The organism is Candidatus Odyssella thessalonicensis L13, assembly GCF_000190415.1.
GTDB lineage: Bacteria > Pseudomonadota > Alphaproteobacteria > Paracaedibacterales > Paracaedibacteraceae > Paracaedibacter > Paracaedibacter thessalonicensis.
Genome location: NZ_AEWF01000001.1, coordinates 641176 through 664644, shown reverse-complemented (window position 1 = coordinate 664644; position 23469 = coordinate 641176). Strand labels below are relative to the sequence as shown.

General features: G+C 41.8%; 26 protein-coding genes and 1 tRNA gene. 11 read left to right on the top strand and 16 right to left on the bottom strand.

Going from position 1 to position 23469, the window contains the following annotated elements:
* Nucleotides 1-99 precede the first annotated feature (99 nt).
* A complete protein-coding gene (locus HMO_RS0103190; protein ID WP_010298614.1) occupies nt 100-789 on the bottom strand; it encodes a VOC family protein in 690 nt (229 codons plus the stop codon).
* A 128-nt stretch (nt 790-917) separates the two neighbouring features.
* Between HMO_RS0103190 and HMO_RS0103185 the strand changes: the two genes are divergently transcribed.
* Nucleotides 918-1802 (top strand): LysR family transcriptional regulator, encoded by an 885-nt coding sequence (locus HMO_RS0103185; protein ID WP_010298611.1) that lies wholly within the window; start codon nt 918-920, stop codon nt 1800-1802.
* Nucleotides 1803-1979: 177 nt separating this feature from the next.
* On the opposite strand, the gene HMO_RS0103180 is transcribed toward HMO_RS0103185, so the two are convergent.
* The 5 genes from HMO_RS0103180 to HMO_RS13610 all read right to left on the bottom strand — a co-directional run bounded on the left by HMO_RS0103180 (nt 1980) and on the right by HMO_RS13610 (nt 6677).
* Nucleotides 1980-3011, bottom strand: a complete 1032-nt coding sequence (locus HMO_RS0103180) for an NAD(P)/FAD-dependent oxidoreductase (protein WP_010298609.1) — start codon at nt 3009-3011, stop codon at nt 1980-1982.
* 267 nt (nt 3012-3278) lie between these two features.
* Nucleotides 3279-3542, bottom strand: coding sequence for a 30S ribosomal protein S20 (gene rpsT, locus HMO_RS0103175; protein WP_010298608.1), 264 nt, complete (start codon nt 3540-3542; stop codon nt 3279-3281).
* Nucleotides 3543-3689: 147 nt separating this feature from the next.
* A complete protein-coding gene (locus HMO_RS0103170) occupies nt 3690-4733 on the bottom strand; it encodes a hypothetical protein (protein ID WP_010298606.1) in 1044 nt (347 codons plus the stop codon).
* Nucleotides 4734-5174: 441 nt separating this feature from the next.
* Nucleotides 5175-5993 (bottom strand): hypothetical protein, encoded by an 819-nt coding sequence (locus HMO_RS0103165; protein ID WP_010298604.1) that lies wholly within the window; start codon nt 5991-5993, stop codon nt 5175-5177.
* A gap of 6 nt (nt 5994-5999) precedes the next feature.
* Complete coding sequence (locus HMO_RS13610; protein ID WP_010298602.1) at nt 6000-6677, bottom strand: SCO family protein; 678 nt, start codon at nt 6675-6677, stop codon at nt 6000-6002.
* A gap of 61 nt (nt 6678-6738) precedes the next feature.
* On the opposite strand from HMO_RS13610, the gene HMO_RS13605 reads away from it, so the two are divergent.
* Together HMO_RS13605 and HMO_RS0103150 are read left to right on the top strand one after the other, a co-directional pair.
* A complete protein-coding gene (locus HMO_RS13605; RefSeq protein ID WP_010298600.1) occupies nt 6739-8022 on the top strand; it encodes an ActS/PrrB/RegB family redox-sensitive histidine kinase in 1284 nt (427 codons plus the stop codon).
* Nucleotides 8003-8545 carry an ActR/PrrA/RegA family redox response regulator transcription factor gene (locus HMO_RS0103150; RefSeq protein ID WP_010298599.1) on the top strand — a complete coding sequence of 181 codons (543 nt, stop codon included), beginning with the start codon at nt 8003-8005 and terminating at the stop codon, nt 8543-8545. Before HMO_RS13605 ends, HMO_RS0103150 begins: the two co-directional genes overlap by 20 nt.
* Nucleotides 8546-8552: 7 nt before the next feature.
* Here the strand turns inward: HMO_RS0103150 and HMO_RS16730 are convergent, their stop codons facing one another.
* A complete protein-coding gene (locus HMO_RS16730) occupies nt 8553-8831 on the bottom strand; it encodes a hypothetical protein (protein ID WP_139016811.1) in 279 nt (92 codons plus the stop codon).
* Nucleotides 8832-8995: 164 nt separating this feature from the next.
* On the opposite strand from HMO_RS16730, the gene HMO_RS0103140 reads away from it, so the two are divergent.
* A complete protein-coding gene (locus HMO_RS0103140) occupies nt 8996-10273 on the top strand; it encodes a hypothetical protein (RefSeq protein WP_010298597.1) in 1278 nt (425 codons plus the stop codon).
* Between the two features lie 376 nt (nt 10274-10649).
* Here the strand turns inward: HMO_RS0103140 and HMO_RS0103135 are convergent.
* Nucleotides 10650-10725, bottom strand: a tRNA-Asn gene (locus HMO_RS0103135).
* A 157-nt stretch (nt 10726-10882) separates the two neighbouring features.
* Here HMO_RS0103135 and HMO_RS0103130 point away from each other — a divergent pair.
* From HMO_RS0103130 to HMO_RS0103120, 3 genes are all read left to right on the top strand, one after another.
* Nucleotides 10883-12127, top strand: a complete 1245-nt coding sequence (locus tag HMO_RS0103130; protein ID WP_010298596.1) for an OmpP1/FadL family transporter — start codon at nt 10883-10885, stop codon at nt 12125-12127.
* A gap of 131 nt (nt 12128-12258) precedes the next feature.
* Nucleotides 12259-12708 carry a DUF2147 domain-containing protein gene (locus tag HMO_RS13600; RefSeq protein ID WP_010298595.1) on the top strand — a complete coding sequence of 150 codons (450 nt, stop codon included), beginning with the start codon at nt 12259-12261 and terminating at the stop codon, nt 12706-12708.
* 268 nt (nt 12709-12976) lie between these two features.
* The gene (locus HMO_RS0103120) at nt 12977-13228 is read left to right on the top strand and encodes a hypothetical protein (protein WP_139016810.1); all 252 of its coding nucleotides are present in this window, start codon (nt 12977-12979) and stop codon (nt 13226-13228) included.
* A 135-nt stretch (nt 13229-13363) separates the two neighbouring features.
* Here the strand turns inward: HMO_RS0103120 and HMO_RS0103115 are convergent, their stop codons facing one another.
* Entirely contained in the window at nt 13364-13870 is a 507-nt protein-coding gene (locus tag HMO_RS0103115) for a hypothetical protein (RefSeq protein WP_010298594.1), read from the bottom strand.
* Nucleotides 13871-14201: 331 nt separating this feature from the next.
* On the opposite strand from HMO_RS0103115, the gene HMO_RS0103110 reads away from it, so the two are divergent.
* Nucleotides 14202-14771 (top strand): hypothetical protein, encoded by a 570-nt coding sequence (locus HMO_RS0103110; RefSeq protein ID WP_010298593.1) that lies wholly within the window; start codon nt 14202-14204, stop codon nt 14769-14771.
* A 214-nt stretch (nt 14772-14985) separates the two neighbouring features.
* Here the strand turns inward: HMO_RS0103110 and HMO_RS0103105 are convergent, their stop codons facing one another.
* Nucleotides 14986-15870: an SEL1-like repeat protein gene (locus tag HMO_RS0103105; RefSeq protein WP_010298592.1), complete on the bottom strand. Its 885-nt coding sequence runs from the start codon at nt 15868-15870 to the stop codon at nt 14986-14988.
* A 412-nt stretch (nt 15871-16282) separates the two neighbouring features.
* Between HMO_RS0103105 and HMO_RS0103100 the strand changes: the two genes are divergently transcribed.
* Together HMO_RS0103100 and HMO_RS0103095 are read left to right on the top strand one after the other, a co-directional pair.
* Nucleotides 16283-16930, top strand: coding sequence for a hypothetical protein (locus HMO_RS0103100; protein WP_010298590.1), 648 nt, complete (start codon nt 16283-16285; stop codon nt 16928-16930).
* A gap of 85 nt (nt 16931-17015) precedes the next feature.
* Nucleotides 17016-17765, top strand: coding sequence for a hypothetical protein (locus HMO_RS0103095; RefSeq protein WP_010298588.1), 750 nt, complete (start codon nt 17016-17018; stop codon nt 17763-17765).
* Nucleotides 17766-18177: 412 nt separating this feature from the next.
* Here HMO_RS0103095 and hpf read toward each other — a convergent pair whose 3' ends face one another.
* Genes hpf through HMO_RS0103065 form a run of 6 tightly spaced genes read right to left on the bottom strand, consistent with a single transcriptional unit; the run spans nt 18178 to nt 23042 of the window.
* Complete coding sequence (gene hpf, locus HMO_RS0103090) at nt 18178-18741, bottom strand: ribosome hibernation-promoting factor, HPF/YfiA family (RefSeq protein ID WP_010298586.1); 564 nt, start codon at nt 18739-18741, stop codon at nt 18178-18180.
* A gap of 48 nt (nt 18742-18789) precedes the next feature.
* Complete coding sequence (rpoN, locus tag HMO_RS0103085; protein WP_010298584.1) at nt 18790-20151, bottom strand: RNA polymerase factor sigma-54; 1362 nt, start codon at nt 20149-20151, stop codon at nt 18790-18792.
* Nucleotides 20152-20160: 9 nt separating this feature from the next.
* Nucleotides 20161-20910: an LPS export ABC transporter ATP-binding protein gene (lptB, locus tag HMO_RS15170; protein WP_010298582.1), complete on the bottom strand. Its 750-nt coding sequence runs from the start codon at nt 20908-20910 to the stop codon at nt 20161-20163.
* Complete coding sequence (locus HMO_RS0103075) at nt 20910-21419, bottom strand: LptA/OstA family protein (RefSeq protein WP_010298580.1); 510 nt, start codon at nt 21417-21419, stop codon at nt 20910-20912. The genes lptB and HMO_RS0103075 overlap by 1 nt, the downstream gene beginning before the upstream one ends.
* Complete coding sequence (gene lptC / locus HMO_RS0103070; protein ID WP_010298578.1) at nt 21420-22034, bottom strand: LPS export ABC transporter periplasmic protein LptC; 615 nt, start codon at nt 22032-22034, stop codon at nt 21420-21422.
* 21 nt (nt 22035-22055) lie between these two features.
* Nucleotides 22056-23042 (bottom strand): KpsF/GutQ family sugar-phosphate isomerase, encoded by a 987-nt coding sequence (locus tag HMO_RS0103065; RefSeq protein ID WP_010298576.1) that lies wholly within the window; start codon nt 23040-23042, stop codon nt 22056-22058.
* Between the two features lie 202 nt (nt 23043-23244).
* On the opposite strand from HMO_RS0103065, the gene HMO_RS17495 reads away from it, so the two are divergent.
* Nucleotides 23245-23373 (top strand): hypothetical protein, encoded by a 129-nt coding sequence (locus tag HMO_RS17495; protein ID WP_010298574.1) that lies wholly within the window; start codon nt 23245-23247, stop codon nt 23371-23373.
* The last annotated feature ends 96 nt before the right edge of the window (nt 23374-23469 follow it).

The window sequence follows — 23469 nt, the reverse complement described above, 5'->3', positions numbered from 1 at the left end:
TCTGTTAAAGTTTAAATATAGTGAAATACCATGAGCCTTTGAGATACGGCGCAGGCAAGGGCACTCTTATTGTTTATTCTGCACAATCTTAAGGAAGAGTTAGGGCGAAAGCTGCCGATAGGGCGGCACCGTGGTGTACCCCTTATCAGGCAGTTTCAATGATTCATCAAAGATTACCTCAATTCTTTTTTCTGAATCCGCAGGTGCTTTTATATTGTCTGGGGCTTGCTGGGCATATTCTTGACTTTGAAAGCCTCTGGCAAAATTGGAGGATCTAAGCTCAATAATATATCCTTGTGGGTCCCACACAAAGGTAAAGAGCTGCTGCTGAGGCGTGCCGGGATTTAATGCTGTCGGTTCTAAAACAAATTCTACTTCTTGCGCTTTTAAGCGATCTACAAGCGTGCTAAACGTCGTTGAGCTCAATCCGAACAGGCCAAAGTGTTGGCAGGGAATAAAGTGCTCGCTTTTAGCGCGTGCAAGTGCCTTTGTGTCATTTTTCAGAATCGTATTGGCGGCCGACATCGGCACATGATCTACCTCATTCAGCGCTAAAACCATCGGGCCAATCTGAAAGGCATAGACGGGCTTACCGTTAGGAGCTTTATTGGCTATCGCTTCTACGCCGAAAACTTGGCTGTAAAAGTTCTTAGCGACCTCTATATCTTCGACCGGCAAGGCCATATGGCTCTTCGTATTGCTATAATCAAGATCCTGTATCTGCGAGGCTGCAGCACAGTTTAAACTTACGGTTATTAACGTTAATAATTTAATTAAGGGTTTATTCATGTCAATTCTCCTTGGTTATTACGCTTTTAACTTGCCTTTTATCGTGCTCTGTGAGAAGTAGGGTAGAGGTTGATAGGTTTAAACTTCTGGTTCAAAGCTAGATCAGAGGTATAGTAAGGAGAGGCAGGATGAATCTGAACCAGCTAAAGATATTTGTCAAAGCTGTGGAGAGTCGAGGCTTTAGCGCGGCGGCTCGTCAGCTGCATCTATCAGCAACAGCTATTAGTAAGCAGATTAAAGAATTGGAAAGAACCCTGGGGGTTGAACTAATACAGCGGACAACAACACGCTTTGAGGTGACTCAGATTGGTAGGTTGTTTTATCAGCAGTGTCTTCCTCTTTTACAAGGGGCGGAAAATCTTAAGAATTTTATGACAATATGGAATAAGGAACCGGGCGGCGAGCTGAAAATACTATCCAGTATTGCTTTTGGTGAAATATTTATCATTCCGCATCTTAAGCAATTCCGTGAGCTATATCCAAATATCCTGTTAACATTGGAATTAGCTGATAGGATTCCTGATCTAACCGCCGAACGATTAGATCTCTGTTTAGGCTTGGCGGGGCATTGGGATGCAAACCTTATTCAGAAGAAGCTCTTAACAGCAGCGCCTGTTTTATTGGCGGCCCCAAGTTACTTAGAAAGATACGGGGAACCTTTAAGCCGGGACAATCTAGACCAACATTACTTCATCTGCCATAGCAATCGACCAGAACCGTTGAAGCTTCAATTTAAGGAAGGTCCAAGCTGCACTGTCCGCCCCAGTTTATCTGTTAATAGTCATACAGGATTTCTTAGCTGTGCTGTCGATGGCTTAGGTATTGCTTACCATTATGATTTCATAGCTCAGCCTTTGATTGAAAATGGACAATTAACACGTATTTTGAGGCATGAACCGATGCCAGAGGTAAGTTATTACGCCTTTTATCCACCCACTGATCATCTCAAGCCTGCCGCCCGGGTCATGCTTGACTTTGTTGTGGAATGCGTGCATGCCAGCCAGGTGGCCTAAAAGGCTTAGAATGTTTAAAAAAGAGAAACTGCCTTGTTAGGTTTATCTGTAAAGAGGTGTGATCTAAGTCTGAAAATAGGCTTTACAGAGTACATTAAAAAAGGAAGCTGAGAAGGTAGAGGGAGCTTTAACTGCAGCTGACCAGAGTTAAAGCTCATGCAGAAAACTTAGCTGCCTTTAAGCTGCTTGATCTTGCTGGCCGGGAACCCCTTTGGTGGTTGAGTATTCAAAATGCAGCACTTCTTCAGGGTATAAAAACTGGCGGATGGAATGGGCCGCTTGGGCGCCCTCTGCAAAACCGGTCAGGATCAGCTTAAGTTTATGAGGATAAGTGGCAACGTCCCCAATTGCATAGATCCCAGGGCGGCTGGTTGCGGCTGTAAAATGGTCCACCTGAATATGGCTTCTGTCCATACCTAGGCCCCATTCCGTAATCGGTCCTAGGTTCATGGATAAGCCAAAAAATGGTAGGAGATAGTCTGCCTCAAGCTGCCTTACTTCACCGTCAAGAGATTTAACAGTGATGGTTTTGAGGACACCATTGCTACCTTCTAAGCCTTCAAGCTGGAACGGGGTTACTAGATCAATGATACCTTGAACAGCGAGCTCTTTTAATTTTGCTTCACTTTCAGGAGCCGCACGGAACTTGGGGCGACGATGAACAACGCTAACAAGGTTGGCAACTTCACTCAGAGAAATAGCCCAGTCCACGGCCGAATCGCCGCCACCGGCAATAACTACATTCTTGCCTCGATAAGTATCACGGCTTTTAACATAGTATTGGACGGCGGTTCCTTCATAGTCTTCAATGCCTGCTAACGGAGGGCGATTCGGACCAAAGGCACCGACGCCTGCGGCAATAATAATGCATTTACAATTAATTTCGATTCCTTTTGAAGTCTTGATGTTCCAGGACTTTCCTTCTTGATCTAATTGCTCAATGTTCGTGACTTGTTGGCCCATATGAAAGATGGGGCTGAAAGGCATAATCTGACGCTCTAAATGATAAATAAGATCGGCGCCCGTAATTTGGGGGTGGGCCGGAATATCATAGATGGGCTTTTCAGGGTAAAGGGCAGCGCATTGACCTCCGATAGCGTCAAGCGCATCAATCACGTGACATTTAAGACGTAACATTCCACATTCAAAGATTGAAAAAAGGCCGACCGGGCCTGAGCCAATAATAACGACATCTGTGGAATGTATCATGCTGCACCTCATATGCTTTTTTAGACCAATTTAATTTTCTATCTACTTAAGAAGAATTTACGGGAAAAAGTAGGCTCTAATTTATGAGGCAGGAGGATAGATGGTCTGCTATTTCCTCTCCACTCTTCCCACATTAATAGTGTACCTTATTCCCTAATAATTACTTATGTAGCGTGACTAGCTTAAATAATGATTAGATTAAAAGCTATAAAAAAACCTCGCCTGTGGAAGGCAAGGTTTTCTTGTAACTTGATTCAGTTATAAACCTTATGCAATCGCTTTAATGCGCTTTGTTAAACGCGCAACTTTACGGGAAGCTGTGTTCTTATGAAGAGTTCCCTTAGAAACGCCACGCATGATTTCACTTTCAGCCACACGTGCTGCCGCAACAGCTGCTTCTTTGGAGCCGCTGGTAATAGCTTCTTCAACTTTACGAATGAAAGTACGGATACGACTAATACGATCACGGTTTGTTAGGGTGCGACGAGCAGCTTGGCGAGCAGCTTTTTCTGCGTTACGATGGTTTGCCATTATTTGTCCTCAAAAAAATACATAAAAATTCTGTCTTGATTTGTTTATACCTGATTTCTTTATCGCCGTCAAAGAAAAAGAATCGTGTTTATTGCGAAAAGGGAATCGTCATTATGAGGAAAGTCATAATGACGAGGTGGCTTTTTCCTATTTATGGGTAAGGCGCTCAAGCTGCTGCTCAAAGCTTTCTTTGACATGCTCCGGGTCCAGCAGCCTGCCTTGAGAATAAACGTCGACTAAGCGGCCATTTTCATAAAATTTCGATAATTGACTGGTTGTCAAGCGCGGATGGAAATATTCTCCATGACCTTTCACTCCCTCCTCGTAGGAGAGGACTTCCTTATTATGAGAGTCTCGCAGTAAGATTGTTTCTTCCGCATCGGTAAGAGGGAGGGCAACCAGAGCCCCGTTGATAGCCCCATTAATTTCTCGAGCTGCTAATTCGGATAAATTTGAGCGAGTTGCATATAATTTAGCACTTTGCTTTCTTGTCGCTTCACTATGTGTTTGAACTAACTCTTCGATAAGCGCAAACGTGCTCTTAAGAGGACGGCTATTTATGTGGAATTCATTAATTTTATTGAAATCCAATACTTGTTTCTTAATAAAACGGTGGACTTGAGACTTTGTACTCTTTAAGGCGCTAGTGTCGATATTGATTGCATGGTTGGTAACAAACTCTTCTGCCTCGGTGATAACCTTCAAATAATCAGGTAAGTAACCATACTTAAAATAATGAGCATTTGCCCAATAAACATAGGTACATGCCGTGTTAAAACCAAAAACCCCGGCTTTAAAGTGTTGGCTTCCATCATTGATAAAACCAGCGAGGAGAGTGCGGGCAAAGCTTTTATTGTTGCCTGTAGCAATGTCGGCTTCAATTGAATTGGTATACCGCCACCATAAAGTACATCCTTTCTGTTGAGCGCTTTTTTCTAAGCTTATTGCCATCTCTAACAGCTCTTTGCCGCTTTCTAAACAAGCGATCACATTCTCGTAAACATTTGCCGTTTTCATAGTATCGATAATGCTTGTAACCGTTGGATCTGACTCCTGAATAGGGGCACCATAATAGTGTGCAATGCGCCTTAAATCTTGCAGTGTATGCGGCTGAGGGGCGGAAGTTGAAGTTTCCATAGAAAATGCTGTAGAGCAGATAATGGATAAAATTAATCCTGCTTTCTTGATCATATTATATTCCTTAAAAGTAAATGGTGAATCTTCACTTGGCTAAGATTCTATTATTTATACTAAAAATCTGGATGGTCCTGTTTTAGAGCATGAGACTTTTTCTAAATGATAAATTTATTTAAAGCTCATTCAGGGATCTAAAAAATAAAGATAAACCTAATAACACTTCTCCTACTTAGGAGTCATCTCAGAGATACATGCCTTATTTAAGTATAAAACTTTGATATTGCAAGTAAAATTTATTACAGCATACTCTGAGAAGATATTTAAATTAGACAGATTAGGACAAAGGCGACAAACTTGCCACATGTAAAAAATATTCAATGTTCCAACGCTTGTACCAAGCTAATAATATTTTTATAAGGTCTTAGAGCAGCAATAGATGACTCGCGTATAAAAGGAAATCCATTTAAACTAAGCTGCTACGAGCTTTAAAGCTACCTAATTCAGAAAATAAGGCTTTAGCAGGCGATGCGCTGTGGCAAAACTTTTAATATCTTTGCCGCCCCAGTCTTCAATAAAGTGAGCTATTGTGCTTAACCACGCCGTTTTACGCATAAGTCGTGTGAACAGAGGTCTGAGTTCTAAAGGAATAGAATCATTAAATAGGTCAGCGTATTGATTTTGTAGTTTTTCATCACCCTCAAGAACCTTCACGGATGTCATGAAATAGGCGATAAGATCCCGCGTTCGTGCTTCCTCAAAACCCATGGATGCTTCGGGGTCCTCCGCTAGATCAATAAATGAAATAGCTTTATTCTCATTAATGGTTAAGTCTTTGATGCTGGCTCGACCTTGCACAAGGTAGTGCTTATGAAGGTCAAGAATAGCTTGAAGCCCTTTTTCCAAATAGGCAAGGCGTTGCTCTAAAGGAAGGTTTTGGATAAAGGTCTCGAAGCTGATACCGGCGTCACTGACGACAATATAGTGTTTAGTTGCTAAAATAAGGCGTGCACATGCCCCTTGTCTCTGTTCACATTCCCTTAATCGACGTGCTTCTGTTTCCAGGATCTCATTCTGACAAACATCCGTAGGGGCAATAATCTTGTCCGGAACAATAACTGAGCTAAGCTTTCGCCCCCAACATGAAGTCCAGCCTTTACGCGGATCCGCAACTTTAATCCAGTAATGTTGTCCCTGCCAGTGAATGCGACGAACATTGCTGCCGACCAGAGGTAGGTGGCTGTTAACATAGCTTTCAAGATCAGCGTGGGACCAACTACAGGTTACAGTTAAGAGAGAAATGAGGAGCTTGTACATTTTACTTCAATTTCGTTTTAAAAACTTGACCATAAGCGCCGTCTTATTCTTTCGGGTTAGGAGCTCTTTTCTCATGAATAAGATGCTGATGAATTTTTTTGCGATTTCTTGTGGGGTAGCGGTATGAGGGAAAAAGTCAACCAATTTACCTTCCCGGTTCATAAGATAAATTAAAGAACTATGATCCATCAGATAATCAGCCATGGTGCCATCGGGTCTTGCCTTAGCTGCATAGACATTATAAGCCCTAAAAACTGTTTCTAGTTCCCGGGGAGTTCCTGTTAAGAGAACAAACGAAGAATGAATAGTGGAGGCATAACTTTTTAAGGCTTCAGTGTCATCACGCTCCGGATCGATGGTTATAAAAATAGGGACGACTTGGTCAAGATCTCGGCCAAGATGCTGTAAAGCATTGCTAATATTCCGTAAACCAAGGGGGCAAACATCGGGACAAAAGGTATAACCAAAGTAGATGAGCATATATTTACCACGAAACTCGTCGTCCGTGCGAATTGCGCCAAACTGATCGGTCAAGGTGAAAGGGCCTCCGAGTTCAGGAAGTTGACGCTGGATGTCCTGATTAAAATTGATCGCTTGGTGCTTTATATAATAAGCAATGCTGCCAAAGGCACCCAAACCGACTGCTAACCCCAGAATACTAAGACGCAGTAAACGAAAATTCATGTGATTTCTCTTTAAGTTTGTTACCATAAGTTAACTTAAACCATACCATAGGGAAATCAGTGTGCAAAGTTATTCAGTGTCGCATTTAAGGGCAGGTATCTCTTTTGCATTATTGGTTAGTCTGCGATGGATTGCTCTGGCGGGACAATCGGCGACGCTTTTGTTAATTGATCACGGATTCCATATACGTTATCCCAAAGTGCTGACCTGGTCGCTTATTGGGTTGTCTGTTATGGTGAACTTTGTTTTAACTCTAACTCATCGGGTTAAGCCTAAAATCCCGGCCAGCCAGCTTTGTTATTATCTTATCTACGATATTGGTCAGCTTGCAGCCTTGCTCTATGTAACGGGAGGATTGAATAATCCCTTTGCTGTATTTTTATTGGCGCCCGTCATCATTGCTGCCGGGTTTGCCCGACGTCGTGATGCCACGGTTGTAACCTTGTTTGGTTTATTGGCGACCGTAACCTTGTATACTTCTGCCTTCCCGTTGCCCTGGTTTGAAGCGGGGTTGGTTCTTCCTGAATTGCTACGTTTTGCGGTTTTGGTGGCCATAAGTTGTGCGATGATTTTTATTGCTATTTATGTGAGTAAAGTTGCCTCGGATCACCTGAAAACCATGCAGGCTTTGCAAGTAACGGAGTTAGCATTAGCGCGCGAGCAGAAATTAGCCTCTCTGGGGGCGCTGGCCGCTGCTGCTGCTCATGAACTTGGATCTCCATTAACGACCGTGATATTGGTAATCCGTGAAATGAAAAAAGAGACGTTGTTGCCCGATCACCTTAAAGAGGATATCCAGACGCTTGATGACCAGACGACCCGCTGTCGTGAAATTCTTCAAGGATTGTCGCGCAACTTCAGGGAAGATCATGTGTTGCCGTTTAAGATGTTGCCCCTTGAAGCTGCTTTGAACGTCATTATCAACAATCATGGCGTGCCGCCTGGTAAACATATTCGCATTATTTGCGCAGCGGAAGCACCGCTTATTAATTTGAGTCCAGAGCTGCAGCATGCCCTGGGAAATGTGATTGCTAATGCTTTGCAATTTGCTGATGCTCAAGTCCTTGTCACCTGTGGGTGGTCACAGGAAAAACTGACCCTTAAGATTGCCGACGATGGTCCGGGATTCCCTGAATTTGTGCTAGCACGTATAGGGCAGCCGTATGTATCGTCTCGCAAAGACGCAACCGATGGCATTCATTTGGGGTTGGGACTTTTTATCGCACAGACTCTAATAGAAAAAAAGGGCGGTATGATGTATTTTTACAATAAAAACGGAGCAGTGTGCGAAATTAATCTGCCCCGTAAAGCAGTAGAGGTAACCCATGAAAACCCTGGCCAATAATGCGTCGCTTATCATTATTGATGATGATCAACCCCTTCGTGAGCAACTCGGGCGGGTTATGGGGCGTCGAGGTTACACTGTTAGCTTGGCAGGAAGTTTAGAAGAAGCCAAACTTATCTTATCAGATCATAGCTTTGAGTTCGCGATTGTGGATATGAAATTAGGTGATGGCTATGGTCTTGACTTAGTGAATCTATTAAAGGCTGCTAATGATAATATGCGGATTGTTATGTTGACAGGCTATGGTAATATTGCCACCGCAGTCGCAGCGATTAAGCATGGAGCGGTCGATTACCTAACTAAGCCTGCCGATGCGGATATGATTGATAATGCATTGCGTCAGCGTGAAGGATCAGAACTAGCTTTACCAGAAGATCCTATGTCCCCGGATCGCGTTAAGTGGGAACATATTCAACGGGTCTTTAGTGAATGTGGCAATAATGTGTCAGAAACAGCCAGACGATTAAGAATGCATCGGCGCACGCTGCAACGCATTCTTGCAAAACATGCGCCGAGAGGCTGAAATCAATTTATTTATCACAGGAACTGTGGCAACAACAGCTACATTTCCTATGATAGATCATTATAGCCGCACCAATAAAGGCGGTGACTCCAAAGAATATTGCCTCGGCGTGAGCGTGACTGCCAGCGAAATGCATCACAACTTTGTGGATGACATACAGAAAGCCAAAATTTAGGACCATTAATCCCATAAAGGCGAGCCAAGTTGAATGAATGTGGCAGAAACACATCTTCCAAGGACATTTACAATCCATTGGATGCTTATCATTTCCAGAAAAATTTGTCATTTTAACCTCCCTCTTACATTATAAGAAATAGGAAAAATTAATAAAAAATCAACTTACTGTTAAGATTTTATATAAATTATAATTTAATTTTACTAAATTATTTATTGTCGATTCTTCTCAGGCTAGATATCATTTATTAACTAATTCTCCAGGAATATATGTAAATGATATCCGTAAAACATCTTTGTCATATGGTTATAACCTGCGGTTTGCTTTCTTTCCAGATAGCAGAGGCAATGGAGCCGCGCTTTGAATCTCAAACTGGACTTGCGGCGGGATTGTATGATTTGGACGCAAGTGCGCCTGGCTGTCTTTCAAATTACAAATTTGGCCATGCTTACACCCTAACGCCCCAAGACTTGCAAGTCCTAACGGCAAAGGGGCGACAAAAGCTGAGTGAAATACTCGCGGGGCGGCCTGAGGCTGATCAGCATGAATTAGCTGTATTTAAGGACTATAATAAGCATAACATTTACTATTTTAAAAACGGCTTAACACTGACCAATCTGTGTAGTTGGATCTCAGGAGCCTTTACCGCAAATGCGGAGGATTCACTATACTTGCCCCTGCAAGCGCGGGTGGAGACGTTTGTTAGTATTGTTTGGGCCCTGGTAGAATTATCCTGGCAACAAGGTGACAAGTTTAATCGGGGGGCCATTATTATTGAGGACAAAGATCGCAGGCTGCATGACTATTTGGAGAATTTAACCGTTTATTGTGCAGGGGTTACTAAATCTGAAGAACTGAGTGATGGGGTCTATAACCTTTGGGGGAGTAATATTGGCTACAGCAGAATGGCGAAATCAAGTCACTTTGTCGGTCGGCAGCTTACCCATTATGGCTTTGATGCTCGTTTTGAACCTGAAAGTTTCGCTTTGCCGGTATTGCCCTTTGGAATGACTCATGTTTTATTTGGTAGAGTTTTAAATCACGCCGGTCAGGAAGTAACCTTTTTAAAGCCAGAGGAGGCTGGTATGGCCGATCTGCGGTCTCTTTTTTACCATACCTACTGCCTGTTTGCTCCAATTCCTGAGAGTAAAATCTTAAGGCGCGAGAAAGATGTTCCACGGTTATTGGCTCGAGAAGCGATGGAATTAATCCGCTTAATAGAGATTAATCGGGATAATTTAGATGGTTTAAAGAATGATGAGAGCCTGTGGGCTGCTGTTGATAAAATGAAATCGGAACAGTTTAATCGACTACTTTTAGAAACTACACATCACTATGATATAGCTTGGATTGTAGCTTTATTAGCCCGACTAGATGCTGTTAGTAATTTAAGTGAAGAATTAGTGGGACAAAGCACATATCTCAAAGAGAAACTTTGCAAGTGGTTCCAACTGGACAGTCTTTTCTTACGGTCGGGGTGTGAAGTGCTGTTTCTAGACGAGGAACTCAAAACGAAGCTGACACCTCAAGAAGTAAGCATTGTAAATGCCTAGTTTATAAAAGATGATTTGACAAGGCGTGCATTTAAATTGTTGGTTGCTATGCGGCCAACAATTTAAGTTTTAGATGCGGCCAGCCAGGTCGTTAGCTCTTGTTAGCAGGGCTAATGTTATCTGTAAGTCTGAGGCAGATCTAAGGAAGAGAGAAGGGGGCTATAAATTCCTCTGAATATCTCTCTAAAAAGTCCTTTCTTAAGAAAGGGTAATGCCTAATTCTTTAAAATTTAGCCCGCCTCCCCGCAATTCCCGAAGCACGTGATAATGAACATTGATAGCCTGTAAGCAATCAAAGCTAAAGGTGGTATCTGTCGTCAGAGACTTTATTTTGAAGGATTATAAATAGGTGAGGAGGAAATTGATTTCTAAAATGTGGCTCCCCGAGACGGACTCGAACCGCCGACCCAGTGGTTAACAGCCACTTGCTCTACCGACTGAGCTATCGGGGATCACATATTTATTGTATAGCATAAGCATTTTTAAATGACAAAGGTTTTTTTGCAACAGGTCGATAAAAAAATACGATTTCAGTAAAAACCGACTTTAAATTAACAAAAATTTTACATAAAGTTATAATGTATGATTAAACCAACTAGGAAATTGAGAATGATTTCAAAGAGTTCAAAAGTTATCTTTGCTCTTAGCACTGTTTTTGCAGCATCTTCCGCCATGGCAAGCGGCTATGGTGTCAAGTTGCAAAATGCCTGGACCCAAGGTATGGCCAATGCCGGTAGCGGTGTTATGGATGATCCTTTAGCCATTTATGCTAACCCAGCCGCCATGATTCAAAATAACACCCATCAAGTTTCCGGTAGCTTAACTGGCGTATTTGGCGTGACTAAGTTTAGTGGTAAGAATCAGTTGAATGAGAGTGGGACCTCGCGTAATGCTGCTAAAAAGGTAGCCGTTCCATCTTTTGGTGTTGTTGCCAACGCCCATGAGCGTCTTAAGCTGGGGATGATGGTCCATGCGCCTTTTGGTCTAAAATTCAATTATGGTAACAATTCAATCACCAAAGCTCATTCTACACGCGCTGAGATGAGAGCAATGAACCTGACTCCTTCTTTAGCTCTTAAATTGGTTGATTGGCTAAGTGTTGGAACAGGCTTGCAATTACAATATACAACCGTTGAGCTGGCACGAAAGGTTACTATTTCTCCTCTCGGCTTACCGGGGACGCTTTACAGCCGTGTTAATGGCAATAACTGGTCCATGGGCTGGATGGCTGGCATCTTTGCTCAGATTACTAAAGCTTGGAAAGTCGGTTTATCTTATAAATCTAAAATGGATTGCAACATTACCGGCCAAGGTGAAATTGGAACCTTAACCGGAATTCTTGTTGATAACTTTGCGGCCAAAGCAAAAGTTTATTTCCCAGCAATTACCACTTTAAGTACCTCTTATGATCTGACCAGCAAGTTGACAGCCTATGTGGATGTGATCTATACCCACTGGAATATTGTCAAAAACATTACAGTCACCAGCTTTACCAATACGAATGGAACAGCTCAGGATGTTATTCCTTTAAGATGGAAAAACTCCTGGTTCTACAGCGTTGGTGGTAACTATAAAATCAATGACAGTTGGTCTGTTCGGGCTGGTTATGCATTTGATAATGCGCCATCTCGCGATGCCACCCGTGTTGCCAGCATTCCAGATTGCGATAAGCACTGGGTTGCCGTCGGTGCCACCTACAGCGTTGGGCCAAAAATGTCTATGACCTTGAGCTATGGTCATGAGTTCTTTAAAAAGGGCAAGATTAATCTAACAGATCCTGTAAAAGGGACTCTGAATGGTCGCGTTAAGAACCATGTTGATCTGATCGCTGCTCAGTTCAATTATAAATTCTAAGCATTATTGCTTGCTAGGAAAAACCCGGGTTGACCCCGGGTTTTTTATTGTTTTATCAATTTACGGTCGCCTTTTTAAATAGATAAACTATTTTAATTAATGACTGTGCTTTAAAAATTATGGAGGGAAAGATGAAAAAGTTTGCCCTATTATCACTTCTTATGCCGGGCTTAGCATGTGCTGCGTTTAATCCTGAGGGTTATTGGTTAACAAAGGATAATGATGCCAAAGTTCAGATTTATAAGTGTGGTGAGGAGCTTTGTGGTAAAATTGTCGATTTGAAGGAAAAATGCCGCGACGGTAAACCAAAAGTTGATGCTGAAACCAACGTGCCAACAATTGGTTTGGAAATTGTCAAAGGTTTTAAATCCGCTGATGTCAATACATGGGAAGATGGAACCGTTCGCGATCCCAAAGAAGGTAAAACCTACAACGGTAGTATTGAAATGGTTAATGAGAATCAATTAAATCTGCGCGGTTACGTCGGTGTTAAGCTATTTGGACGGACCTCAGAATGGCGCCGTACCACCCAATATGCTAAAATTCCGGGATCAGAAACGGATCAGAGCTGCAAAAAGTAATAACCCATTCCTGCTTTCCTCCTGTGAAGTGGGCATAAGAGAGGCTTAGGCCTCTCTTTCCATTAAAGTTCATAAGATAACTCTGCGATTTCTGAAAAGAACAGAAGAAATTAAAAACTTATAGAAACCCCTATATTGCACCTACCCCTGATACTGTTTTCTTGCCTTTATCTTGGGAGGTTGGAACGGCAATTTATACTCACTGGGGTAAGCTGGTAACTATTAAAAATGATATCCCTAATATTGACGCCAAGATGCGGTGCAATTCTTGTCGTTTGCAAGAAGACCAGAAATTCAGCCTCCAGCCAGTGAGGAGCATGAACTGTTTGATTTAGGTGCTAGTGGTCTCTCTGTGAACAGGAATCCCCATTATAGGGGCTCTTCCCAAAGTAATCAGGGACACTCCCAGCCCTATAGTAGCGCTGATCGACTTGCGGAGCTTTCAAAAAGATATGGGGGATCTGACTCATTTGCCGACATTGATGACCTGCTACAGGATTCAGACGACGATGATTATTGATAAGAAAGCTTGAAAGCTAAGGGTCTTATTATTTCGAATCCTAGCAACGAAGGAAAAAGGAAGATAAGGTGCTTAATTCTAGTTAAGAAGAGAGGCTGTTTAAAGCCTCTCTTTTACAATCAGCCGCTTTAGCGGTTAACGGTCATTCTGGCTTAAGCAATTTTTAAAAGCGATAGGAATAAAGGTGAAAACCATTAAAACGGCCAGCAGAAACTGAGCTATCTCACTTTCTTTCCTCAGAAAGGTGCATACCCCTAAATAAAGGGCAAGATAACAAAGAAAATTGATAGGCCCTAAGATTATCCAGGGTTGCTTTAAAGATTTATACTTAATTGAGAAATTTTTAAAAGGGATTGCGGGAAGACGTTTTAATGCCAGGTAAAGCAATGGAAAGTTAAAGACAGCGTTAAGGGTTTCGGAGATTATAAGGCGCCCATAGGAAAACTTAGCAATCGGAGCCGAGGAAGACAAGCCAAAGACGGCGAATACTAAGCCCCGCAGATCATCAATCAGGCCGTGATTAAGACAATATAATAAGATTAAGCTTGCAATTGATACGAAATAAAAGGAAACAGTCCAAGAGTACAGAATAATACGCCAGAAAATGGCGAACCATATCTTTATTAACGATTTAAGATTCATCAGTGGCAAACCAATGCAGAAGATAAGGTTATTTATTGTTATCTAAGTCCACTATAATGCTTCAAATTGGTTCTGACTATCAAATAAATGGATAATCAGATCGCTATAAAATCTTTTTTAAATATAAGCGTTAGATCCTTTAATATTGCAAGGTACATCTCAGCAACAGTCATCACTGTTAAATGATGAATAAAGTCATTGCCGCAATATTACCATAATCAAACTCCCTAACTTAAATAATATTGTCAGCTATATAAACCTGCTGTTAAGGGAATGTTAACTTCTTATTCTATATTAAGAACTGTAACATCCAACATCTATGGAGGATAAAATGAAAACATTATTTATCTCTGGCCTTCTTTTTGGAATTTCGATGGCCGTGCCCGCCCACGCCGCCTTAGCAGAGGTTGCCGAGAATCCTGCTTTGCAAGCCCTGAAATCTTCCCGTTATAGTTGGATGACCGATGGCCTGGATATGCAGGGTGGTGGCACAACATTAATCGAAATGTTAGCAGATGAGGTGATCAATAAGATCCAAAATCGATGGGAGATGCAGGGGGATGTTTTAAAATCATTTAAGCAGGCAATGAAAAACCCAGCTTATCGTTCAGCTGCTGAAGAATTCATTCGCCAATCCCCAGAGCATTCCCTTACAGTAGCAAATATTGCTAATAATCTGACTCAAAATCCGATCGTGCAAACAAATTTCTATAATTATGGTATTCTAAGCGAAACTGAAGAATCAGTCTTAGGACAAGAGTTGCAACGCTATGGATATATGCAGCGCATTTATAATGCTTCCACGGATAGCAAGATGGCAACGCTAAAGCTTTATCGCCAAGCCTCTAGTCCAGCGGAAGAAATGATAAAGTATTCAGCTACGCGCTACGGTATTGAATAACCGGACAAAGGTCTTCAGAGCCATTATTAAAGAATCTATGGTTACACAAACAAATCAGTCATCGGTAAACATCGATGGCTGATTAGGTATGTGTCCACAGTTGGTCGGCAGCGAGATGATAAATAGACCTTTGACAAATTGTCTACTGCCCTAGTGGCTGATGAATAGAAAGTTTTATCTGTCTACTTTTAAATCGGAATGCCTCTTTTATCATTTACGGAATTGGAATTTCGACAAATTTAACTGTTGCTGAAAACCCCTTCTCATTAAGCAAGACTTGTGTGTCTTGAGCTTCCGACATCCCTTGTGCGGCAGCTTTTGCTACCCAACACTTAATTATTTCTCTACGCTCCTCGGTCTGATCTTCGGGACGGCTGCGCAGATAATCATAATAAAGGGCATATGCTAATGCATACTGGGCATGAGCAAAGCCGGCTCGAGCTGGATAAAAGAGATACTCTTCTTCTGCTCTAAAGTTTGGAGACACCTCACTTAGGTATAGGTAAGTAAAATACATCGATTTGATGGCATTCCTGCTCAATAATCTTTGGCCAATTCTCTTAATAAAGTGGCCTAAAAGTTCACGAGTGCGATGGCGAGCTTGAAAGGGAAGCATAAGATGGTGATAGTACTTATCGAAAGCAGTGTCTTTATAGATTTTATCCAGACTGCCATAGTCAATCTGCTTAAATTTTTCTGTCCTTACCAAATCTTGTATCGAGTCTTGCGACCGTTGGGAGTGAAAAAGCTTGTCAAAGTACCCATTAAAGAGGGGTAAAAGCTCAGCGATAAGATAGTTATCTTTTGCATGCTGATAAACAAAATTCTCTAAGACAAGGCTAGCAGGTGTATTCAAAATTTTTAAAGGATAAAAACCATATAAATAGTATCTTTCTAATACCTTCGATAGAATTACCTTATCCGTTTCAGAATTCTGTGAGCTGGCAACAACTTCTAAGGCAGTGTCAAGATCTTGGCGGCTCATAAGATTTTCTTTATAAAGAATATCCTGAGCGGCAGAGGAACCCACCTCTTGGGCGCCACTTGAGTTTATACTAATAATAAGCCCCAACATCGCCAAAAAAATATTTTTAATCATCTTTTTATTTCCCCTACTTAATAAAAATTGCTTTAATTTTACAGTAATAATAGTCTTATTTTCAATAAAAATATTATCAATCTATGAAAAAATTTAGCTGTCTCTACTGATGAGTTAAAAGAGTGGAAGGTAGAGCCTGAATAGTTATTTGCTGGAACAGCGGAGTAGTAAAAGGAAGAAGGTTCCCATAAAAGTATAAAATTTACAAGACAAACAAATAGATGCAATTATCCCGAAAAAAGCGAGTCTCAGCTAGCCTTCTTATAAATGTGAAAACGATTTTAAAGGAGGGTTGTAGGTGAGAAATTTATGGGGCTTTTCACTTTGTGATTAAGACAGCCACTTCCTAATGTGGCCTTGGAAAATAGGTCTCAACACTCTCAGAAAACAACATAATCGAGGAGGAAAATCAATGAGAAAGACCACCAGGTATAAGCACTTTATGCCGATGTTATTAGTATCGGTAGCATCACTTACAGCTAGCAATGGCATAGGCGCGGAATCTTTAACGGAAGAGACCCCAAAGGGGGTAACAAACTTAACCACACAATTGGTGACTGTCGCACCCTCTAACCCAACTGCTGCTGCTCCGTCTCAGGAAGGAATTAAAAGCGCGGTAATCAGTTATGTAAGTGGAGTTGCTCTGAAATACGGCACAGTGTCGGGTATTGGTAGCTTACTAGGTAATATTTATGGTCCCCATGTGGCTAATGTATTGTTCCAAAAGTTTGCGGCTCCCTGTATCCCTTTTCCCAGCGTTTTTAATCCGCTGTATGTGATGGCGCAGAAGCAAGCTTTAGTATATGGAATGACGTATGGTTCAGCAGTGGGAGCTTTAGCTCTGCCGGTTATGGTAACGGCCAGTCAGGTTGTTGCTTACGGAGTAGCAAAAACAACTAAAGTTGCCGTAAATTATGGCCAACATTTATATGGCAATTATAAATGGAAGCAAGATGTTCTTACGGATAAGTCTGATTCTGCCTATAAATTTGAAGAGCTTGAAAACGAGTTAGACGGTTTTACAAAACTGTCACCCGAAACCGTGGCTGCTGCTGCATAATACAACGCTGGCTCATGGAGTGTTTCTAATAATAACTTAGCCAGCCTTCATGAGCTTGACCAAGACAAGAGGGAAAATTTACAAAATGAATCGACAAACTTTACTTGGAATGAAAACAATAAAAGTTTTTCTCTGTTCCCTATTGATTGCTAATTTAACGTATGCTACTGACGCTGGACCCACCAACACAGAAAATGTAAGGCTTGAAAGCTTTAGTAGAACAGATACCTCTGAGGAGATAAATTTATCAATCAATCTTAATTGTGAGCAACTTGAAAAGCTTAAGGGATTGGGGGAAAGCTTAAAACTTATGGACGGGTCGATTCAGATCAGTCCTGAAGATTTGCAAGATTTTATGGATGAATTTGTCTTACTGCCAGGTGACAGTAATAGTGATGACGCTTGTATCAATAATAGTGATAACACTTGTATTGATCCGTGCAAACAGTCAGAAGTGCCATATGCTGTACCTCAAGAGTTAGGGCAACCTTCCAATAATACCTTTTTTAAATCTTTATTTAGCTCCGCCCATCAGACGTTTACGCAAATATTAGTAAATTATATCCAGATTACAGCGCAATCCTCAGCAGCTATATTAGGTGCCGGTTCTTATAAATTGACTGTCTTTGCACTCAATAGCGGTTGTCAAGCATATGGGATCCCAGCAAATATAGCCATACGGCTTGTAAGCGATATTACAGCAAAAATCGTCTGCGTTATGGTTTACAATAAAACAAATGATGTTATTTTAGGCCCCTTAAAGGATATTGATCTTTCCGTTCTTAATGCTCCTGCCACATCCCCTAAAGTTGCAGCTATACAGGGACCAAATTGATAATATTCTTACTTCCATGATGATCCCTTACGTTTTTATCTAAGTATATAGAGTGAGCCAAAAGCCACCCTAGGACTAGAAAGGCGTAAGGGAATCTTTATATTCCATGCAGTGGTAACGCACAGCTGCCCTTCGAGACCTGATATTTTCTTTTGCAGAATGTTGGATAAGCTTTGACCCGCTCATAAGACTGAAAACTCAAAATGCTGAAAGATTAGCGCGTGCCGTTGAACGGAGTGTGTGGAACACAAATGTTAGTAATTTTAAAATAATAGACTTCATGTTCTCAATTGGCATCATAGACACGCCTGGAGAATGAATCGAGGGACCTCTTATTCAGGCTGAACTTCTTGACTGAGACGATCTATACCCATAAAAAGGAGCCTTAGCGCTCCTTTAAAAGGGGATAAACTTAGCTAGGGTCAATCCAGCCAATGTTGCCATCTTGACGGCGAAATACCACATTCATGCGGCCAGAATTAACATTCTTAAACATCATGGCTGGCTGATCCATTAAGTCCATATGCATAACCGCATCACTAACAGAGACAGTTGGTACTACGGAATTCATCTCTGCAATAATAATGGGGGTGTTATCTTGATTGGTGTCTTCAGCCTCAGCATTTAAAACATAGGTCAAGGCAGGAAGGTGTTCCTTTTCAACTGCACTTTCATGACGCTTAGTATCACGCAGGCGTTCACGATATTTATGAGTACGCTTATACATCTTTTCCAAAGCGTGGTCAAAACAGCGATAGGGGTCAGAATCCTCTGCTTTCGTTCTGACAGCGAAATGGCGACTAATGTGAAAAGATAGATCGGTTTCAAAATTGTGGGCTGGGGTTTTAGATAAATTGACATGCGCTTCTAAAACATCACCGAAATGCTTTTTAACCATGTCGGTAACTGCTTTTTCAATGTGTGCTTTGAGGCTATCACCCATTTCAAGGTGCTTTCCAGTAATTATTATCTCCATTTAGGCCTCCATTCCTTGTATATCACTTAATAATATAATCTGATTTCATTAAAAATTAATGGCCCTCGCCATTTTTTTTCTCTCATAAGATGAGGGAATTTGCAAGGCTTCGCGATATTTGGTCACAGTGCGGCGAGCAATATTTATGCCCATACTCTTTAAAGTAGTTACCAATTGATCATCAGATAGGGGCGCTGATTTGGGCTCCATATCAATCAATTTCTTGATCTGAGTTTGAATGGTTTTATTAGAAACAGTCGGTTGGCTGTCATTCAAGGCTGTGGAGAAGAAAGACTTAAGCTCAATAACGCCAAAGGGAGTCGCCGCATATTTACCGGTAACAGCGCGGCTAACCGTGCTCTCATGCGCATCAATCTCACGGGCAATATCTTTTAATTTCAAGGGAACTAAGTGGTGATGGCCCCGTGTTAAAAACTTTTCTTGATGGCGAATAATCGCATGGGCAACTTTCAGCATTGTTATTGCTCGCTGCTCTAAGCTTTTAACCAGCCACTGCGCCGAGGAGATCTGCTTGTTAATATAGATCTTCTCATCCATTGCTTTACATTTTTCCGCAATATTAAAGAATGATTTTTCATCTATCGTCAAGCGTGGATAAGCTTCCTTGTTAAGTTCTGCCATCCATCTACCCTCATATTTAATAAATAAAAGATCAGGGGTAACGTAATTGATGGGGTCTTGGGCGGTGAACTCTGACCCGGGCTTTGGATTTAATGACTTTATAACATTCAGCCTTTCCCGCAGCGTATCAAGGCTAATGCCGCACCGCATTGCCAAGGCAGCAGGACTTTTTTCTGTCAAGAGATAGATATTATTCAGAATGGCTTCATAAATGGGATCATATAAATCCTGGTCCTTAAGCTGGAGCATCAAACATTCAGCTAGGCTACGCGCACCAATGCCCACGGGGGCAAGAGTATGAATAATGTTAATTGCTTGTTCCATTGTCTGGCGGTCAAATTTTTGCGACAAATGATCATCTTCTGATAAAACTAGATAGCCATCCTCATTAATTAAATCAATTAAATGGGTGCCAACCTCCCTTAAATGGGGTAGGGGTGTGGCAATAAAGAATTGTTCACATAACTCTTTTTTTAAGTCCCTTGGTTGCGCATTCGTATCATACACCATATCAGAGTCGTCTGACCGCGATTGCTGCTCTTTCCAGTAGCTGGTATAGGGATTGTCATTACCATCGTGATTTTCCTCATAGGATAAGGAAACGTGACCCGATTCTTGCTCTAGAAAGGGATTGTCTAGCAAGCTTTGATCAATCAGCTCTCGGATCTCAATCGTGCTCAACTGCAGAATCTTTAAGGATTGCTGCATCTGCGGCGATAAGTTAAGCTGCTGCGCTTGTTTTAGATGTGTATGTAACTGAGTCTTCATATACTCAGTTTACATAGAAAACCTTTCTCCAAGGTAAACGCGACGTACATCTTTTGAAGAAATAATTTCTTCTGGTGTTCCCCCAAGCAAAACCTGCCCATTATGCAAGATGTAAGCCCGATCCACAATTTCTAAAGTCTCTCTTACATTGTGATCTGTAATTAAAACACCAATATTTCTTTCTTTTAAATGAAATATTAACTCTCTGATTTCGTTAACGGCTATAGGGTCGATTCCAGCGAGGGGTTCATCTAGCAGTAGAAATTGAGGCGCAGCTGCCAAAGCTCGTGCAATTTCAACGCGCCTACGTTCACCGCCCGATAAGGCTACCGCCGGCGATTGTCGTAAATGCGTCACCGAAAATTCTTCCATTAAGCGTTCGACCAGCATAAGTTGTTCATTTGAATCCTCCACAAAGAGCTCTGCCACGGCGCGGATATTCTGCTCAACAGTAAGGCCTTTGAATATTGAGGTCTCTTGAGGAAGATATCCGATCCCCAGGCGGGAACGGCGATACATGGGCATATGAGTTATATCCACGCCATCTAATAAGATAGAGCCGGTGTCAGGGTGAATAAGACCGCACATAATCGAGAAACAGGTGGTTTTCCCAGCCCCATTCGGACCTAAAAGTCCAACAGCTTCACCGCGGCGGACATAGATACTTACACCCCTAAGAATGGGGCGTTTTTGATAAGATTTTCCCAGCATCTCTGCCCACAGGCCAGGAAATTGTTCGAGTTCTTTCTGGGTGCTCATTATTTATCTTTCTTAGGCGAGTTGATAAAAAGCCCTTCAACTTGGCTGTTTTTATTGGTAACACGATATTTTTTAGTTTTCAAATCTGCATGACCATAGGATCCGTTTAATTGATTTTGGTCGTTAGTTATTTTAACATTATCAAACAATTCGACCGTTTCAGTGGCGTGATCATAAATTGCTTTATCACAACGGATAACACTATCTTTATTAGTAAGTACGACATGACCATAAGCTTCCAGGGTCTTGAGATCATTTTTTCCTGCCTGACCTTGGCTTAATTTTGCGTCGTTACGATCTTTAGAAAAATGAGCTACAAATTTTTCTGCCCTTATCGTCCGTTTGTCTGGATCTTCAGGTTGTTCAGCAAAAGCATTGCCATTAGCGGTGCAAACACTGCTTTGTTGGTCGCATTCCATTTCATCTGCGATAATCCGAATGGCTGGCTTGCTTTCAATAGCGGCATAGGTGGGAGAGATAAACAATAAAAGGGTGGTTAGATTTAACATTTAATTGCTCTCCTTTTCTATCAGTAATTCAGGACGTCCCATAAAGGAAATCTTTTCACCTTTATCGGTTAGCTTAAATCCTTTTTTGGCAAAGATTTTACCTTGTGGTCCTTTGCCACTAATCGGTTCATGACCAAAGGCGGTCGAACTTGTCATATCAAGCCAAGCTTTTTCAGTGATAAACTCATAACCTGTTGTATGAGTCAGCTTGACATGATTAATTAGCTCAATCTTTTGCTGCTCTTTATAGAAAACGGCTTTATCAGCTATCAAGGCTACGGATTGACCTGAATTAAGCCTTAACTGAAGCTTAGGATTAATTAGCTCTATGGTGCCTTCCTTAAACTCGGTACCTTGCTCGGCTGTCAATGTGTAAGGTTGATTGCTTTTGTCGACACCATCGAAATGGATCTCGCGGGCCTCATTAACAACAGATTCTTTGGGTTTTTCTAAAGAGACGGGGGGTAAATTAGGAACAATTTTTGGAGGTGGGGGCGGGCTGATCCACCGATGAATGTGGGGCCAATAAGCAATGATGACAATCAACAGTAGCGTAAGGGTGGGCAAGATATACTTCAGCTTGCTGCGCCGTTTATTCTGTTTCGAGTTTATCATTACCAATCTTCACATTAAAAGTTATTGAATGCCAACACGTAGGAAATCATGCACATGGATTATGCCGATAGGTTTATTATCTACTACGATGAATAAAGATGTAATCCTTTTATGATTCATTAACGCTAACGCATCAGTCATTAAGGTATCAGCTGTAATTGTCAACGGCGAAGACGTCATTATTTCGTCTGCTGTTTTATCCAGTAAGTTTGCTTGCATATGCCGGCGTAGGTCACCATCAGTGATCACGCCTATAAGTTCCTCTTGAGAATTTATGACCCCTGCGCAGCCAAAGCCTTTTTCAGACATTGTGATTAAGACTTGGCTCATACTGTCAGTGGCTTTGACCAGAGGTAAACGCTTATCTGTATGCATGCATTCTTTGACTTTTCTCAGTTTTCCGCCCAGTGAGCCCCCGGGATGAAAAGTCTTAAAATCGGCTGCAGTAAAGCCCCGCGCATTTAATAGGGCAACTGCGAGCGCATCTCCTAGAGCTAGCATCATCGTGGTCGAGGTGGTGGGTGCCAACCCCATAGGACACGCTTCAGGATAGCGCGGTAAACAGATAGGATGGGTTGATAATTTATGAAGTGTACTTTCGGAGTTGCGGGTAATACCAACTAAAGGAATATTAAACCTATGGGTAAATTCAATTATGTTGGCTAATTCACCGGTCTCCCCCGAGTTTGACAAGGCAATAACCGCATCCTGAGTGGTAATCATGCCCATATCCCCATGATTCGCTTCAGCAGGATGAACAAAGAAAGAAGGTTGCCCGGTTGAGGCAAAGGTGGCGGCAATCTTGCGGGCGATATGACCACTTTTACCCATACCAGTGGTGATAATGCGACCTTTAATAGAGAGCAAGAGGTCGACCACGTCTGCAAAGGGATAGTCAAGATGACTCGCCATTTCTCTCAGGGCTTCGGCTTCATTGGTTAAAACGTCGCGCGCGGTAGAAATATGTGGATTCAGAGTGGTGTTCGGAAGCACAGTTACTTTTGTCATTGTTGCCATAATTACGAGTAGAGTTCAAAGAGTTTTATCATTGCTCTCAATATGGGATGTTTTGCAGGTGAAATCAACACCTGGATCAATAAAATTGCGGGGAAATAGCATAAATTACCTCCAATTTTTTTTAGTCGCAGGATTATTGGGTGGTGGGTCTGAGTATAAGCTTTAGCTTGCTTGTTTTTAAAGTAGGAATATTGTGACTTTAGGACACGACTTTATTAAAGGGGATGGCTATGAAATAGCCGGGGCTCCACAGTTTCCAAGCGGGACGTTTGGTGGGGAAGAAATTGAAAAGTGGGGGAGTGAACGAAGTGCCTATTTCTAGACCTATGTGGCGCAATGGTTTGCTTCTCACTAAAGTAGAGAACTACTATAATGGCAAAAGCCGACTCATTGTCGGCTTTTTTTATGGGTAAGGCAC

Excerpts from the sequence above, each read along its gene's own strand:
- lptB (WP_010298582.1), bottom strand. The coding sequence starts at position 20,910 with ATGAGCACCCAGAAAGAACTCGAACAATTTCCTGGCCTGTGGGCAGAG.
- HMO_RS0103180 (WP_010298609.1), bottom strand. The coding sequence starts at position 3,011 with ATGATACATTCCACAGATGTCGTTATTATTGGCTCAGGCCCGGTCGGC.
- HMO_RS0103100 (WP_010298590.1), top strand. The coding sequence starts at position 16,283 with ATGAGAAAGACCACCAGGTATAAGCACTTTATGCCGATGTTATTAGTA.
- HMO_RS0103105 (WP_010298592.1), bottom strand. The coding sequence starts at position 15,870 with ATGATTAAAAATATTTTTTTGGCGATGTTGGGGCTTATTATTAGTATA.
- HMO_RS16730 (WP_139016811.1), bottom strand. The coding sequence starts at position 8,831 with ATGACAAATTTTTCTGGAAATGATAAGCATCCAATGGATTGTAAATGT.
- HMO_RS0103110 (WP_010298593.1), top strand. The coding sequence starts at position 14,202 with ATGAAAACATTATTTATCTCTGGCCTTCTTTTTGGAATTTCGATGGCC.
- HMO_RS0103150 (WP_010298599.1), top strand. The coding sequence starts at position 8,003 with ATGAAAACCCTGGCCAATAATGCGTCGCTTATCATTATTGATGATGAT.
- HMO_RS0103170 (WP_010298606.1), bottom strand. The coding sequence starts at position 4,733 with ATGATCAAGAAAGCAGGATTAATTTTATCCATTATCTGCTCTACAGCA.
- HMO_RS0103190 (WP_010298614.1), bottom strand. The coding sequence starts at position 789 with ATGAATAAACCCTTAATTAAATTATTAACGTTAATAACCGTAAGTTTA.
- rpsT (WP_010298608.1), bottom strand. The coding sequence starts at position 3,542 with ATGGCAAACCATCGTAACGCAGAAAAAGCTGCTCGCCAAGCTGCTCGT.
- lptC (WP_010298578.1), bottom strand. The coding sequence starts at position 22,034 with ATGATAAACTCGAAACAGAATAAACGGCGCAGCAAGCTGAAGTATATC.
- HMO_RS0103185 (WP_010298611.1), top strand. The coding sequence starts at position 918 with ATGAATCTGAACCAGCTAAAGATATTTGTCAAAGCTGTGGAGAGTCGA.
- rpoN (WP_010298584.1), bottom strand. The coding sequence starts at position 20,151 with ATGAAGACTCAGTTACATACACATCTAAAACAAGCGCAGCAGCTTAAC.
- HMO_RS0103140 (WP_010298597.1), top strand. The coding sequence starts at position 8,996 with ATGATATCCGTAAAACATCTTTGTCATATGGTTATAACCTGCGGTTTG.
- HMO_RS0103095 (WP_010298588.1), top strand. The coding sequence starts at position 17,016 with ATGAATCGACAAACTTTACTTGGAATGAAAACAATAAAAGTTTTTCTC.
- HMO_RS0103075 (WP_010298580.1), bottom strand. The coding sequence starts at position 21,419 with ATGTTAAATCTAACCACCCTTTTATTGTTTATCTCTCCCACCTATGCC.
- HMO_RS13610 (WP_010298602.1), bottom strand. The coding sequence starts at position 6,677 with ATGAATTTTCGTTTACTGCGTCTTAGTATTCTGGGGTTAGCAGTCGGT.
- HMO_RS13600 (WP_010298595.1), top strand. The coding sequence starts at position 12,259 with ATGAAAAAGTTTGCCCTATTATCACTTCTTATGCCGGGCTTAGCATGT.
- HMO_RS0103115 (WP_010298594.1), bottom strand. The coding sequence starts at position 13,870 with ATGAATCTTAAATCGTTAATAAAGATATGGTTCGCCATTTTCTGGCGT.
- HMO_RS0103065 (WP_010298576.1), bottom strand. The coding sequence starts at position 23,042 with ATGACAAAAGTAACTGTGCTTCCGAACACCACTCTGAATCCACATATT.
- hpf (WP_010298586.1), bottom strand. The coding sequence starts at position 18,741 with ATGGAGATAATAATTACTGGAAAGCACCTTGAAATGGGTGATAGCCTC.
- HMO_RS0103130 (WP_010298596.1), top strand. The coding sequence starts at position 10,883 with ATGATTTCAAAGAGTTCAAAAGTTATCTTTGCTCTTAGCACTGTTTTT.
- HMO_RS0103165 (WP_010298604.1), bottom strand. The coding sequence starts at position 5,993 with ATGTACAAGCTCCTCATTTCTCTCTTAACTGTAACCTGTAGTTGGTCC.